Below are 14,331 nucleotides of genomic sequence, written 5' to 3' on the forward strand. Positions count from 1 at the left end.
CATGCTTTTTTTATACGCGCAAATTAATTTGGTGTGTGGTACATCAAATAAATTTCATTTAGATTTTCAGGAATTTCTTCAGCAATCTCGTCCATTAACTGGCCGTTGCGGCGGAAAGATTCCATTTGAGGATCTTCATCATCAATACCACTGAACACCATCATTGGTAGTGTGAGATCAACAACTTGATCTTCATATTCTGGTGCAAACCAAGCTTCTTCATTCAGGAACATTGCATCGACAAAGCCAACACTCCAGTCGCCTAAGCTTGATTCAACATCAGCTTCTTCAATTTCAAAAGGAAATGTAATTCCTTCTTCATTGGCTAAGTTTTGACGAATCGCTTCAAGCCATGCTTTGATTTGTACAATGATTTCTGCTGGAACTTTCTTTTGATTATTATCAAATAGCTCATCAAGCCATTTATCAAAAGTAGGACCAACCGCAATTGCGCATAAGAAACCATGAGTCGCTGCGAAATCTAGACCAAATTCATTTTGGTCACCATCTAGATAATCACTCAGTAGGTCTAAATCTAAAGCACTCATTTTGTTTCCAGTAAATTTGTATCAGATTTAAGCATAGCATTTTCCCACGCCATGCCCAATGAATTTTTAATCTTCGTCATCAAAATCATCGTCATCATCAATGTCATAATCAAAATCTTTTAAATCTTTTTCTAAACGACGTTGAGCAAGTAAATCATCGATCAAACGTCGCTTTTCTAAAGATTCTTTGGCGCTAATTTTGCTTGATGACTCATCGAAACTAACATCATCATCACCGTAGTTATCATCTAGTTCAAAATCTGTAGAAGACACTAAAACTACCTCATAATGAAAAAAAGTGAATGGGTCTAGGCGCTATTTATCTGTCTTCAGAAAACTTGTCAAGTTTTTTCCGTTTTTTTTACATTTAAATGCGAATTTGGGCTTTTTTCGAGCCCTATTTTATGTAATGATATAATCCACCCTGCGTCTTACTATTTTATGACATTTTCTGAATAGAAATCGCACGGGATGATCTTGAAAATAACAATTTCACCCCCACCTATTTGATTGAATTTAAATTCTGAATATTTTATCGGACAGTTTTATGCTGATTTCTTCCGATGGAATATGCGAGCTATTCAAAGATATATTTTATCAGATTGTGCGATTACGCACGGTTTTTCATTGCCACAGATTCAACGAGAAGAGAGTAAAGATGAGCGAAATGCATTCCCCTACTTCCCAAGTAGCGGCTCTTATTAGCCGAGGCAAAGAACAAGGTTACTTAACCTACGCTGAGGTTAACGATCATCTCCCAGACTCGATCACCGAAAGCGAACAGATTGAAGACATTATCCAAATGCTTCAAGACGTTGGTATTCCAGTTCATGAACGTGCACCTGAAACTGACGATGCAATGTTCGAAGGGAATAGCGAAGCTGGCGATGAAGTTGCAGAAGAAGAAGCTGCTGCAGTACTTGCCTCTGTAGAAAATGAGCCAGGTCGTACCACTGACCCAGTACGTATGTATATGCGTGAAATGGGTACCGTTGAACTTTTAACACGTGAAGGCGAAATTAGTATTGCCAAACGTATTGAAGAAGGTATTCGTGACGTTTTACATTCAATTGCTTACTGGCCAAATGCTGTAGAAGTTGTTTTACAAGAATATAAAGATTATGAAACTGGCGAACGTCGCCTTGCCGATATTTTATCAGGCTATTTAGATCCTGAATCTGACGAAGTGATTCCAGAAGTTTTAGAAGACGAAGCTGAAGTTATCGTTGAAGAAGAAGATACTTCTGCAAAACCGACTAAAGAAGTGAAGTTGGATGATGAAGACGAAGAAGAAGAGTCTGAAAGTGATGACGATTCTGAAGGTGAATCTGGTCCAGATCCTGAAATTGCGAAAGCGCGTTTTGAAGAGCTAGAAGCAGTTTGGAACAGTGCAAAAGTCGCAATTGCGCAACATGGCCGTAACAGTACTCAAGGTACTGAGGCAATGGAAGCACTGGCAACTGTGTTTATGATGTTTAAATTTACACCGCGTTTATTTGACATCATTTCAGAAATGATTCGTGGCACGCACGAACAAATTCGTACCTCTGAACGTGAAGTGATGCGTTATGCAGTTCGTCGTGGTCGTATGGATCGTACACAATTCCGTACATCATTCCCAGGTCAAGAATCAAATCCTGCTTGGTTAGATGAACAAATTGCAAAAGCACCTGCTGAACTAAAAGGCTATTTAGAAAAAGTTCGTCCAGATGTATTGGCATTCCAACAAAAGATTGCTGATATTGAAAAAGACCTAGATCTAAACGTAAAAGAAATTAAAGACATTTCTAAACGTATGGCGATTGGTGAAGCCAAAGCTCGTCGTGCCAAGAAAGAAATGGTTGAAGCCAACTTACGTTTGGTAATTTCAATTGCGAAAAAATACACAAACCGTGGTTTACAATTCTTGGATTTAATTCAAGAAGGTAACATTGGTTTGATGAAAGCGGTAGACAAGTTTGAATACCGTCGTGGTTATAAGTTCTCGACCTATGCAACATGGTGGATTCGTCAGGCGATTACGCGTTCAATCGCGGACCAAGCACGTACGATTCGTATCCCTGTACATATGATCGAAACGATTAACAAGATCAACCGTGTATCTCGCCAATTACTTCAAGAAATGGGTCGTGAACCGACTCCTGAAGAATTAGGTGAACGTCTAGAAATGGACGAAGTTAAAGTGCGTAAGGTGCTTAAGATTGCTAAAGAGCCAATTTCTATGGAAACGCCAATCGGTGATGATGAAGATTCTCATCTTGGTGATTTCATTGAAGATAGCAACATCACTTCTCCAGTAGATGCTGCGACTTCAGAAGGCTTAAAAGAAGCAACACGTGAAGTACTTGAAAACTTAACTGAACGTGAAGCGAAAGTCTTAAAAATGCGTTTTGGTATCGACATGCCGACTGACCACACTTTGGAAGAAGTAGGTAAACAGTTTGATGTAACCCGTGAACGTATTCGTCAGATTGAAGCCAAAGCTTTACGTAAACTTCGTCATCCTTCTCGTTCAGAACATTTACGTTCGTTCCTTGAAAATGACTAAGTTGAATTTGTTCAATCTATGAATACTTTCGGGACTTGAAAATCAATCGAGTAACCCCATTAAGTATTTAAGAGAAATACAATGCCTGCACTTATGCAGGCATTGTTGATAAATTAGAGGTGAAAAAATGTTAGACCGCACTCCATCTCGCGAATTACAAGAAGATCTTTGGGTTTTTCCAATGGATTACCCAATTAAATTGATTGGTAATGCGGGTGAAGAATTACGTGGTGCTGTAGTTGAAATTTTGGTAAAACATTTCCCTGAATTTAATGAAGCGACACTTGTTGTACAACCATCACGTACTGGTAAATATCATTCGATTACGGCTCAATTACGTTTTGAAGAGCTTGAGCAAGTGCATGCCTTGTATGCTGACCTTGCTGCTTGCGAACATATTCGTACTGCCTTGTAATGCTGAAATGAATTAAAAACACGCCACAATGGCGTGTTTTTTTGCACCCTGATTTTATCGGGGAATATGCCCTGCTGGCTTATTTGCAAATGATCAGCAATTGCTTTCACTTTTCCAAACTAAATTTCTTTATAATTAAAGCGATTTCTATATTTTAAGGGCACTTGTCTGTGAACGATGCTGTTCTAAAACCACATCTGATTATTCGTCAATATCAAGACTTAACGCCTTATGCCGAGCGTTTTCAGGAAATGAAATCTTTTACTGAACAACGTGATGAAAATTCTCCAGATCAACTTTGGATCTTGCAACATCCTGACGTACTAACTCAGGGGCAAGCCGGCAAACCTGAACATATTTTAATGCACAGTGATATCCCTGTTGTTCAATCAGATCGTGGTGGACAAGTTACCTGGCATGGTCCTGGTCAAATGGTGATTTATTTCATGTTTGATTTAAATCGCTTGAAATGGAATGTGCGTACATTGGTCACTTATGCAGAGAACTTAATGATCAATCTGCTCAAGAAATATGATGTCGATGCCTATGCCAAAGCTGATGCACCAGGTGTTTATGTCAACGAACGTAAAATTGGTTCACTGGGCTTTAAAATTCGCAGAGGTCGTAGTTATCACGGTTTAGCATTAAATGTTGATTGTAACTTAGATGGCTTCCATACCATTAACCCATGTGGTTATGCAGGTTTAGAAATGGTCCGTGTCTGTGATTTGATTAAAAATTATCCTGATTACAAGCAACTATCAAAAGATGTGATTGAGTATTTTCAACAGAGTGGTTACTTTAGTGATATTGAAGTCATCGACAAAAAATCAAATGACCATGAAGTCATTCACAAATAAATCGCTTTATTTTTATCTGAAAACAAATTAGAGTAATTACTCTAAAACAAAAGTACAATTTTATATAAGGGACTAACGAGTGATTTCAAGTAAATCTATCAAACCCGCTTTAGAACAAGCCTATGTCAAACTCATGATGGATGTGATTGGCAGAGGTTTGGTCATGGCGAGTCAAGTTGATGATGAAATTAAACATGAAGTATCTGTACTCCCTGTTGGTTTTACATTATCGATGAAAGTTTTTCCAAACGGCGCTTCATTTATTGCCAGAGTCAATCAGAACAAGCAGCTTGAACTGGTTAAATCTTTAGACGCTAAGCCTGATCTATCGATTATTTTCAAACATGTTCATCATGCTTTTTTAGTCTTTTCATTTCAGGAAAGTACAGCTCAAGCTTTTGCAAATGACCGTATGATCGCAGATGGAGATGTGGCACACGCCATCCGTTTAGTGCGTTGTCTGAATAAAATGGAAGCATTAATTTTACCTAAACTGGTTGCTGAACTCGCGGTAAAAGAATATCCATCAGAATTAAGCTTAAAAGAAAAATTAGCGGGCGCTGCAAATATCTACCTTAAAGTTGCCCAATCATATTTAAAAGGGAGTGCTTAACACATGGCTAAACCATATTACGAATTTTTCTGTCCTGTAAAAGTGATCGCTGGTCATGCTGCACTCGAACATATTCCTTTCGAACTTGCATCATTAGGCGCTAAACGCCCAATGATCATCACCGATAAAGGTGTGCGTGCCAATCACCTTTTAGCACCTATTGAAGCTGCATTTGAATCTACTGATATTGAAATTGGCATTATTTTCGATGATGTTCCACCTGATTCAAGCCTTGAAACAGTTCGTGCTGCAGCACAAGCGTATCGTGAAAATAACTGTGATGCGATTATTGCTGTGGGTGGTGGCTCAGTTATTGATACCTCTAAAACAGCCAATATTTTAGTCTCTGAGGGTGGCGATGATTTACTTAAGTATTCAGGTGCACACAACCTCCCTCGCCCACTTAAACCTTTTTTTGTGATTCCTACCACGTCTGGTACAGGCTCAGAAGTGACCTTGGCTGCGGTCGTATCTGACAATCAAAAAAATGTAAAAATGGCATTTGCCTCAAATTACTTAATGCCGCATGCGGCGATTCTCGATCCGCGTATGACCCAAACATTGCCACCACATCTGACAGCAATGACAGCGATGGATGCCATGACACATGCTGTAGAAGCCTATACCTGTATCGCAGCAAATCCAATTTCCGATGCTTATGCAACTGCTGCCATCAAAAAGATCAGTACAAGTTTATTTGATGTACTTGACCATCCTAGTGATGCAACAGGTCGCTTAGAACTTGCTCAAGCCTCAACAATGGCTGGTATTGCATTTTCTAACTCGATGGTTGGTATTGTACATTCTCTTGGTCATGCTTTAGGTGCAGTAGCGCATTTGCCTCATGGCTTATGTATGAATCTCTTTCTTCCTTATGTTTTGGAATACAACAAGGAAGTGAATGGTGACAAGATTGCCGATCTATTATTGCCACTTGCTGGTGCTGATATTTACGCACAGACCCCTGCAAACCAGCGTGCGGATAAGGCCATAGAGACGTTAAATACCATGCGTGATCGTGTCTATCATTTGACTAAGCTTCCACGTACCTTGAGTGAAACAGGTAAAGTTACTCAAGCACAGCTGGATGAAGTTGCCGAAAAAGCGCTCAATGACGGCTCAATCATTTTCAATCCGAAAGAAGCAACCTTTAAAGATTTAAAGTCAATCTTAGAAAAAGCTTGGTAATTGTCTAAAATTGCGACAATATAGAGGGAGCTATTGGCACTAAGTCTATGTTTGCAGTGATGTAGTCTACAGATGAAATGTTGACAGCCCCCGATAGTAAATAGCCTGATGTTTATCTAAACATCGGGCTTTTATCTTGCAGAATGGGCAGTCACTTATTTTTTGATCAAGATGGCACGTTTTCTGCTAAAAAAGCCAACAAAGTTACTGACAAATGTGACCTTTTAGAGTAGATTGGCGCACTTTTGTTTTATTCTTAGGGGGGATCGTTCGTCTCAAACGATCCTTATAAATATGACTGATCCTTGATCAACGATTAAGAGGATAACGCCGTTGACAGATATCTCTGGGACTCAATCCACAGCAAAACTGAAAAAAAATCTTGTGCTGTGGCATATTATCATTATTGGTCTAGCGTATATTCAGCCACTTACCTTATTTGATACCTTTGGTTTAGTGTCAGACGGAAGCCATGGACATGTTCCAACTTCTTATATTTTTGCGCTTGTTGCCATTCTCCTGACCTCTATCAGTTATGGTCATATGATCAAGCGCTACCCTTCGTCAGGGTCTGCTTATACCTATGCGCAAAAATCGATTCACCCGAATGTCGGCTTTATGGTTGGCTGGTCTTCTTGGTTAGATTATTTATTATCTCCACTCGTCAACATCATTTTGGCTGATATTTACTTAAGAGCCTTATTCCCAGATGTGAATAACTGGATCTGGGTCATTGCACTGACGGCAATTATGACTGTGATCAACTTGTTTGGTTCACGTTTTGTTGCTCGATTTAACAGTACCATTGTAGTGGTGCAACTTGCGATCATCTTCTACTTTGTTTATGAAGTTTACTTACTGTTAACTCAGGGTATTTACGCAGATGGCACCTTAAACCCAGATAAAGCTGAATTATGGTCACTTGCTCCATTCTGGAGTGAAATGACGGCAATTGGTGCGTTAATCGGTGGTGCAACGATTCTTTGTTTCTCTTTCACAGGTTTTGATGCGTTATCATCCCTTGCAGAAGAAACCAAAGATGCTGAAAAAACCTTACCAAAAGCAATTTTCTCTACAGCGTTGATCGCGGGTATTATCTTTATTTTTAGTACCTATTTTATTCAGCTATTTTTCCCAAGTAATGCCAATCTTTACTTTAATCCGCTGGATGAATCTCAACCTGTGATGCTTGAAGCACTTGGCAATGCAACCATTCTAACGGCAATTACAGGCATCGCATTTAAAAAGTTAGTATTGTATTTTGCGGTCATTGCTGTACTGGCTTCTGGTATTTCTGCACACGCTGGGGTATCCCGTTTGATGTATGTAATGGGTCGTGATGGCGTCATTAACAAAAAGATTTTTGGTCATATTAGTCCAAAATTACATACCCCGACTTATAATATTTTGATTGTCGGTGTTGTTGCGTTATCAGCAGGTTTTCTTGACCTTGAACATATTGTCAACTTAATTAGCTTTGGTGCTTTAACTGCCTTTAGTTTTGTGAATTTCTCCGTGATTTCACGTTACGCCTTACGCGATGGCAGAACAAAATCACTGAAAGAAATCATCAATTATGTGGTGATTCCATCTCTTGGTTTTGCCAGCGTGTTCTTGATGTGGTTAGAAATTGATGAAATGGCATTAAAACTCGGGCTTGCATGGGCTGTATTAGGTGTTGCCTATTTAGCCTATAAAACTCGTGGTTTCCGCTACCCTGCACCACAACATAATGAACATGAATAATTGATTATTGCATGTGTGATTAAATAAGAAAGGCGCTTTATGCGCCTTTCTTATTTTAGTCATATCAACTGCAATTATGCTGCAATAAATTTTTCCGTAATCACTTTGATTCGTTTTGCATATTGTTTTGCAGTCTCTAAATCACCGCTTGGAATCTCATCTGTACTGGCATCAGCAGGTGATTGAACCAATAAGCCGACAGAACCACCTAAGCTGTTCACATCCTGACGTGTGGCGCTTTTGGTGTTTGATGGTGCCAAACCAAGACTGACCCAAATACCACCATGTTGTGAAGCCAAGGTATGTAAAGAAATTAATGTGACTTGCTTATCACCATTTAAACTTGCACTGTTGGTAAAACCACCGAAAACCTTGTCTGCCCATGCACGAGTAAACCAACGCTTAGAAGATGCATCTGCAAATTTTTTAAATTGCCAAGGCACACCGCCCATGTAAGTTGGCGCACCAAATACGATTGCATCTGCGGCATCTAAAGTGTCCCAATCCTGATCTTGAATATTGCCCTCTTGATCCACTTCGATGAGCGTTGCCTGAATTTCATTGGCAAAAGTTTCTGCAATGACTTTGGTATGGCCATAACCTGAATGATAAACAACAGCGATTTTTGACATGATAAGTCCTCTGATCTAGATGATAGGTATATTAATGTTTGATATAACTTGGAGGGGTTGCAGTTAGACCTTGTTTGAGTTGTTGGGTAGATTCCCCAACCAACACTTCAAAGGCATTTTGTTGAATTCCATCAAATACGTGTTGCGCCACTGTATGTGGTGAAATTTTGGCAATATGGAGTGACTGGGTTAAATCTGTGTCGATAAAACCGACATGTACCCCCATCACATGAACATTGGCTTTAGCTAACCATTGCCGAGTTGAATTGGTAAATGACCATGCTGCCGCTTTAGAAATCGCATAACTGGCTAGCATCGTACTGGGTTCCCAAGACACATCCGATAAAATATTGACGATATAACTTTCAGCATGGCTTGCTAAAATTGGAGAGAATTGCTGAGTCGTATTGATCACACCATAAAGATTGGTGTCTAAAACCGTCCGTGTCACTGCTGCAATATTTGCGTCTACAGGACTTGCATTTAAGCGTGCAATACCTGCATTGTTGATTAATATATTGACATCACCACATTCTGCAACAGCTTTTTGAATAGATACGGGATCTGTAACATCTACAACAATCGGAATAATACCCTGTTGATTAAAATCTTGAAGATTACGCATTCCTGCATAAACTTTCTTGGCGCCACGTTGTATCGCTTGCTGGGCAAGTGCTAAACCTAGACCACGATTTGCACCCGTAATAAAAACGACCGCATCTGTTATTTTCATTAAAACCACGCTCATAAATATAAAAGGGTCGATCAATGCTATCAATCAGCATAAGTTGTGTTGACCTGATTAATTTATGATATACTTTTGAAATCTAGTATCAATTAGTTACTACATGGTAACTGGTCATTTCTTGGTTATAACTTTCCAAATTGAGGTATAGATTGATGACTAATGCATTCAATTTTAATATTTTTCATCCAAACTGCCCGGCAAGATCTTTTTTTGAAAAATTTGCAGATAAGTGGGTTTTGATGATTATTTATCGACTTCATCAGCACTCTCAACACTTCAATGAACTGAAAAAAAACTTAACAGGCATCTCACCTAAAGTGCTTTCTCAGAAATTAAAAATTCTGGAAAGAGATGGATTTATCACCCGTACAATTCATGAGAACAATGTGATTCGTGTTGAATATGCATTAACCTCTCTAGGCTTTGAGTTTGCTCAAACTGCTTTATCATTTAAGCTCTGGGCTGAAGGCAATGTGCAACATGTCATTCGTGCTCAAAAACAATTTGATGCCATTCAAGCAAAAAATGAGCCAGCACTGTTGCAGGAAGCCTAAACCTTAACACTCTAAATATGTCTTATACTCAGCTCGCTATGTTGTAAGCATGATATAAACTCAGCATCATTTGAATAAAACATTGCAAAGGGAAAAAATAATGAAAATTCCACTGCTCTTTATCCTAGCAATCCTCAGCCATAGTGCGTTTGCGTCCTATGAAAACTCTTGTGATTTAGAGGTTAAACTTTTAGAAAACACGTCTACACGTACGCTATATATCAATAAAGATGGCTTAGGTGAAATTGAGGAAACAACACTCAACATAAAAGGTGTTGTAAAAAAAGCGCAAGCCGCTGGCCGAGCAGATAGTGGTTGTCAACACTATATCGGCAAAGTCTTAGAAGAAAATTTAAGAGATTTCCCAAATCGCTCTGAATTTAAAAAAGGACAAAAAATTAAACTGAATATCTTAATCACAGATTATAAAGGTATACCAAAATCTGAAACGGTGACCTATTTAGGACCAGATAAATAATTAATCAGCTCTGCTATGAAATCAATCCAATACATGCTGTGATCCTTTGCACAAAGACACTTTGATACAATTTAAGCAGCAAAGAGTCATTACCTTTGCATGAATCATCAATTCCAATGCTATAAATACAATGTACACTCAACTAAAAATTTTACCTGATGCAATACACATAACATCTTATAAATAAAACATGTTAAATGGGAAAAAATAATGAAAATACCATTCCTCTTTATCCTAACCCTATACAGCCATCAAGCGTTTGCTTCTTATGAAAACTCTTGTGATTTGGTGGTGAAGCTTTTAGAGAATATGACTATAGAGACCTTAGCTGTTGCTAGAAGTGATGGACTCTCACACAAGGGTCATATCCATCTTATCTCTTTTAAAGGCCTTGTAAAAAAAGCACAGGTTTCTCATCGAGCTGATACAGGCTGTCAACACTATTTAGGAACAGTGTTAGAAGATAAGATCATCTCAGACATTCGCTACACAGCGAAGAAAGGACAAAAAATTAAAATAAATATTCGGATTAGGGATTTTAAAGGCAAATCCCAATCGGATGAAATCGTTTATTCAAGTCAAATTTCCTTGATCCGTCCAAAAAGGCAATCATAAATGAATATGAATAAAAACCCATCTATTACGATGGGTCATGATTTTTATTTTAATTCTTTAAACCCTTGCTGACGCCATGCTTCATATAGAATCACTGCAGTGGCATTCGATAAATTCAGACTACGTGAATTCGGTGCCATAGGTAAACGAATCCAATGCGCCTGAGGGAACATGATACGAACATCTTCTGGTAAACCACGTGTTTCTGGCCCCATCAATAAAACCACAGGTCGGTTTAAATCTGAGGTATGTGGTGTTTCAGTACCTTTGGTGGTTAAAGGATAAATCGCATCAAGATCAATTCCCTGACCTTTTAAATGAGCCAAACACTCAGCAAAGTTTTCCCAAACTTTCATATGTGCCCATTCATGATAATCCAATCCTGCACGACGCAACTTCTTATCATCCAGTTCAAAACCTAAAGGCTTGACTAAATGTAATTGTGCACCTGTATTGGCACATAAACGAATGATATTCCCTGTATTTGCAGGAATTTCAGGCTCGTATAAAACAACATGAATCACGGGAGATCTCTACTTATCAGAATACAACCTAAGTCCTTTAAAAAAGACCATGTCTGTTTTTTAAAGAAAAATTTAGGCAGATATTATTGCCACTGTAACTGTTCGCGTAAACTCACTACTTCACCAATAATAGTTAAAGTAGGCGCTTGAATATGGTTTTCTTCCACTTTTGATGCAATGTCTGCCAAAGTTCCAACCACCACCTTCTGATCCGGGGTTGTCCCTTTGGAAATCAAAGCCACTGGCATATTTGGACGTTGACCATGTGATATTAGATTTTCACAAATTTTTTCTAGCCCTACCAAGCCCATATATAAAACCAATGTCTGATTTTCATAAACCAGCTCATTCCAAGGTAGCTCTGGTGAACCTTCTTTTAAATGTCCCGTCAAAAAACGGACGCTTTGTGCATAATCACGATGTGTAAGCGGAATCCCAGCATAAGCTGAGCACCCTGATGCGGCGGTAATGCCCGGAACAACTTGGAACATAATATTGGCTGCAAAAAGCTCTTGAATTTCTTCACCACCGCGACCAAATATAAACGGATCACCACCTTTTAGACGGCAGACACGTTTGCCTTCGGTGGCATATTTGACCAGTAATGCATTAATCCCATCTTGTGGCACAGAATGATTTGAACGAGCTTTACCCACATAGATTTTTTCAGCATCACGACGACACAATTCTAAAATCGAGGGGGACACTAAGCGATCATAAATCACCACATCCGCTTGCTGCATCAATCTAAGTGCTTTTAAGGTTAACAGCTCTGGATCACCAGGCCCTGCACCAACCAAATAAACTTCACCTTTTGGTTTTTGCCATTTTGTCAAAGCTTGTTCAATTAGACGATCTGCCTCTATGAGATTGTCATTAAACACCTGCTCTTTTAAAGGGCTGGCATATAAATCTTCCCAAAAGATTCGACGTTCATCAGGATTAGTAATCTGTTCTTTAACTGCTTTACGCCATTTCCCAGAAAAATCAGCAAGTTTACCCATTCCATGTGGAATAGACGCTTCAAGCTGAGTACGAATCTGGCGAGATAAAACAGGAGAAGCACCATTGGTGGCAATTGAAACCACCAGTGGTGAACGATCAATGATCGCAGGCACCATAAAGCGACAATGTGGAGGATCATCAACACTGTTGACCAACACATTTAAATCTTCACAAGCTTCAAAAACAGCTTGATTGACCGCTTTATCATTGGTTGCAGCAATCACCAAACGATAGCTACTTAGGCTCATTTGAGGATCGAATTTATCTGCATGATATTGCCCATGAGTTGAATGGACAATATCTAAAAGGTTTTGCTCTATATCTGGTGCAACCACATGAATTACAGCACCTGCTTTTGCAAGTAATACTGCTTTGCGATAAGCAATATGCCCACCCCCCACAATCAGACAAGGTTGCCCTTGTAGTTTTAATGAAATTGGGAAAATTTCCACAGTGTTCCTCAAAAGTTCAAATCTGATTGTACTAAGCAATATTTATGCACAAAACTGAACCAAATATCGAGTTTTCGACATTTAATCGATAAATGTTGCACCAGCCATGTACGGGCGTAACACTTCTGGCACTTCAATAGAGCCATCGGCACGTTGGTAGTTTTCCATCACAGCCAATAAAGTACGACCTACAGCCAAGCCAGAACCATTCAAGGTATGTACCAGCTCAGTTTTCTTTTGGTCTGCACGATAACGCGCCATCATACGGCGTGCTTGGAAATCGCCCATATTTGAACAAGAAGAAATCTCACGATATGTATCTTGGCTTGGTACCCAAACTTCTAAATCATAAGTTTTACACGCACCAAAGCCCATATCGCCACCACATAAAACGATTTTACGATATGGTAAACCCAAAGCTTGTAAGATCCCTTCCGCATGACCTGTCAATGCTTCCAAAGCATCCATTGAATCTTCAGGCTTTACGATTTGAACCATTTCAACTTTGTCGAATTGGTGTTGACGGATTAAACCACGAGTGTCGCGACCATAAGAACCTGCCTCACTACGGAAACATGGCGTATGCGCAGCATATTTCAACGGTAAACGGTCAGCATCGATGATTTCATTACGGACAAAGTTCGTCACTGGAACTTCTGCAGTTGGAATCAAATAGTATTCTTTTTCGCCTTGTAATTTAAACAAATCTTCTTCAAATTTAGGCAGTTGACCTGTACCACGCAATGAGTCTGCATTGACAAGATAAGGTACATAAGCTTCGGTATAACCATTTTTCAAGGTATGGGTATCCAGCATAAATTGGGTCAATGCACGTTGTAAACGCGCCAATGGACCTTTCAATACACTGAAACGTGTACCCGTTAACTTGGTTGCCGTTTCAAACTCCAACCCACCCATCATTTCGCCAAGGTCAGTATGGTCTTTGATTTCGAAATCAAATTGGCGCGGTGTGCCCCATTTTAATACTTCAACATTATCACTTTCATCTTTCCCTTCTGGCACAGACTCATGTGGCATGTTTGGGATCGAGAGTAGTTTTGCTTCTAATTCAGCTTGAAGTTCATTCAATTCAACTTCAGCAGCTTTAATTTCATCACCAATCGCACCCATACGTGCCATGATTTCTGAAGCATCGCCACCAGATTTTTTGATTTGACCAACTTGTTTCGCACCCGAATTACGCTCTGCCTGTAAGTTTTCAGTTCTAGACTGAATTTCTTTACGGCGAGCTTCTAGTGATGCCCATTCTTCAACGTTGAGTTGTACACCACGTTTGGCTAAGGCTAAGTTTACAGCCTCGATATTATTTCTGATTAATTTCGGGTCGATCATAGTCAATCTAAAGGGTAAGAAAAAAACTGACTATAGTGTAAGCTCTTCACTG

General features: G+C 39.3%; 16 protein-coding genes. 9 read left to right on the forward strand and 7 right to left on the reverse strand.

All coding sequences use genetic code 11. From position 1 onward, the window contains the following. Positions 1 to 23: 23 nt before the first annotated feature. Positions 24 to 548 carry a YecA/YgfB family protein gene (locus F981_RS13850; protein ID WP_004722523.1) on the reverse strand — a complete coding sequence of 175 codons (525 nt, stop codon included), beginning with the start codon at positions 546 to 548 and terminating at the stop codon, positions 24 to 26. Positions 549 to 614: 66 nt separating this feature from the next. Beyond that, complete coding sequence (locus tag F981_RS13855; protein WP_004722524.1) at positions 615 to 821, reverse strand: PA3496 family putative envelope integrity protein; 207 nt, start codon at positions 819 to 821, stop codon at positions 615 to 617. Between the two features lie 274 nt (positions 822 to 1,095). Here F981_RS13855 and rpoD point away from each other — a divergent pair, with 274 nt between their 5' ends. The 6 genes from rpoD to F981_RS13885 all read left to right on the forward strand — a co-directional run bounded on the left by rpoD (position 1,096) and on the right by F981_RS13885 (position 7,918). Beyond that, positions 1,096 to 3,096 (forward strand): RNA polymerase sigma factor RpoD, encoded by a 2,001-nt coding sequence (rpoD, locus tag F981_RS13860; protein WP_265596999.1) that lies wholly within the window; start codon positions 1,096 to 1,098, stop codon positions 3,094 to 3,096. 127 nt (positions 3,097 to 3,223) lie between these two features. After that, positions 3,224 to 3,511 carry a YbeD family protein gene (locus F981_RS13865; protein WP_004722529.1) on the forward strand — a complete coding sequence of 96 codons (288 nt, stop codon included), beginning with the start codon at positions 3,224 to 3,226 and terminating at the stop codon, positions 3,509 to 3,511. Between the two features lie 170 nt (positions 3,512 to 3,681). After that, positions 3,682 to 4,371 (forward strand): lipoyl(octanoyl) transferase LipB, encoded by a 690-nt coding sequence (gene lipB / locus F981_RS13870; RefSeq protein ID WP_004722532.1) that lies wholly within the window; start codon positions 3,682 to 3,684, stop codon positions 4,369 to 4,371. 79 nt (positions 4,372 to 4,450) lie between these two features. Further along, positions 4,451 to 4,984 carry a hypothetical protein gene (locus tag F981_RS13875; RefSeq protein ID WP_004722534.1) on the forward strand — a complete coding sequence of 178 codons (534 nt, stop codon included), beginning with the start codon at positions 4,451 to 4,453 and terminating at the stop codon, positions 4,982 to 4,984. A 3-nt stretch (positions 4,985 to 4,987) separates the two neighbouring features. Next, on the forward strand, positions 4,988 to 6,172 hold the full coding sequence (locus F981_RS13880) for an iron-containing alcohol dehydrogenase (RefSeq protein WP_004722536.1): 1,185 nt from the start codon (positions 4,988 to 4,990) through the stop codon (positions 6,170 to 6,172). 333 nt (positions 6,173 to 6,505) lie between these two features. After that, positions 6,506 to 7,918: an APC family permease gene (locus F981_RS13885; RefSeq protein ID WP_004722537.1), complete on the forward strand. Its 1,413-nt coding sequence runs from the start codon at positions 6,506 to 6,508 to the stop codon at positions 7,916 to 7,918. 74 nt (positions 7,919 to 7,992) lie between these two features. On the opposite strand, the gene F981_RS13890 is transcribed toward F981_RS13885, so the two are convergent. Together F981_RS13890 and F981_RS13895 are read right to left on the reverse strand one after the other, a co-directional pair. Continuing rightward, positions 7,993 to 8,550: a flavodoxin family protein gene (locus F981_RS13890; RefSeq protein WP_004722538.1), complete on the reverse strand. Its 558-nt coding sequence runs from the start codon at positions 8,548 to 8,550 to the stop codon at positions 7,993 to 7,995. Between the two features lie 31 nt (positions 8,551 to 8,581). After that, the gene (locus F981_RS13895; RefSeq protein ID WP_004722539.1) at positions 8,582 to 9,283 is read right to left on the reverse strand and encodes an SDR family NAD(P)-dependent oxidoreductase; all 702 of its coding nucleotides are present in this window, start codon (positions 9,281 to 9,283) and stop codon (positions 8,582 to 8,584) included. Between the two features lie 167 nt (positions 9,284 to 9,450). Between F981_RS13895 and F981_RS13900 the strand changes: the two genes are divergently transcribed. The 3 genes from F981_RS13900 (at position 9,451) to F981_RS13910 (ending at position 10,945) form a co-directional block, all read left to right on the forward strand. After that, positions 9,451 to 9,852: a winged helix-turn-helix transcriptional regulator gene (locus F981_RS13900; protein WP_004722540.1), complete on the forward strand. Its 402-nt coding sequence runs from the start codon at positions 9,451 to 9,453 to the stop codon at positions 9,850 to 9,852. Positions 9,853 to 9,952: 100 nt separating this feature from the next. Beyond that, entirely contained in the window at positions 9,953 to 10,330 is a 378-nt protein-coding gene (locus tag F981_RS13905; RefSeq protein WP_004722542.1) for a hypothetical protein, read from the forward strand. Positions 10,331 to 10,540: 210 nt separating this feature from the next. Then, complete coding sequence (locus F981_RS13910) at positions 10,541 to 10,945, forward strand: hypothetical protein (protein ID WP_004722543.1); 405 nt, start codon at positions 10,541 to 10,543, stop codon at positions 10,943 to 10,945. A gap of 44 nt (positions 10,946 to 10,989) precedes the next feature. Here the strand turns inward: F981_RS13910 and F981_RS13915 are convergent, their stop codons facing one another. From F981_RS13915 to serS, 3 genes are all read right to left on the reverse strand, one after another. Next, entirely contained in the window at positions 10,990 to 11,469 is a 480-nt protein-coding gene (locus tag F981_RS13915; protein WP_004722545.1) for a tRNA (cytidine(34)-2'-O)-methyltransferase, read from the reverse strand. A gap of 83 nt (positions 11,470 to 11,552) precedes the next feature. After that, complete coding sequence (gene cysG / locus F981_RS13920; protein WP_004722547.1) at positions 11,553 to 12,926, reverse strand: siroheme synthase CysG; 1,374 nt, start codon at positions 12,924 to 12,926, stop codon at positions 11,553 to 11,555. An 81-nt stretch (positions 12,927 to 13,007) separates the two neighbouring features. Then, positions 13,008 to 14,279: a serine--tRNA ligase gene (serS, locus tag F981_RS13925; protein WP_004722550.1), complete on the reverse strand. Its 1,272-nt coding sequence runs from the start codon at positions 14,277 to 14,279 to the stop codon at positions 13,008 to 13,010. Between the last annotated feature and the right edge of the window lie 52 nt (positions 14,280 to 14,331).

The organism is Acinetobacter guillouiae CIP 63.46 (assembly GCF_000368145.1).
In the GTDB taxonomy this organism is placed as follows: domain Bacteria; phylum Pseudomonadota; class Gammaproteobacteria; order Pseudomonadales; family Moraxellaceae; genus Acinetobacter; species Acinetobacter guillouiae.

Coding starts and splice junctions, on each gene's coding strand:
- F981_RS13850 (WP_004722523.1), bottom strand. CDS start 548: ATGAGTGCTTTAGATTTAGACCTACTGAGTGATTATCTAGATGGTGAC.
- rpoD (WP_265596999.1), top strand. CDS start 1,096: ATGCTGATTTCTTCCGATGGAATATGCGAGCTATTCAAAGATATATTT.
- F981_RS13865 (WP_004722529.1), top strand. CDS start 3,224: ATGTTAGACCGCACTCCATCTCGCGAATTACAAGAAGATCTTTGGGTT.
- F981_RS13880 (WP_004722536.1), top strand. CDS start 4,988: ATGGCTAAACCATATTACGAATTTTTCTGTCCTGTAAAAGTGATCGCT.
- F981_RS13890 (WP_004722538.1), bottom strand. CDS start 8,550: ATGTCAAAAATCGCTGTTGTTTATCATTCAGGTTATGGCCATACCAAA.
- F981_RS13895 (WP_004722539.1), bottom strand. CDS start 9,283: ATGAAAATAACAGATGCGGTCGTTTTTATTACGGGTGCAAATCGTGGT.
- F981_RS13900 (WP_004722540.1), top strand. CDS start 9,451: ATGACTAATGCATTCAATTTTAATATTTTTCATCCAAACTGCCCGGCA.
- F981_RS13905 (WP_004722542.1), top strand. CDS start 9,953: ATGAAAATTCCACTGCTCTTTATCCTAGCAATCCTCAGCCATAGTGCG.
- F981_RS13910 (WP_004722543.1), top strand. CDS start 10,541: ATGAAAATACCATTCCTCTTTATCCTAACCCTATACAGCCATCAAGCG.
- serS (WP_004722550.1), bottom strand. CDS start 14,279: ATGATCGACCCGAAATTAATCAGAAATAATATCGAGGCTGTAAACTTA.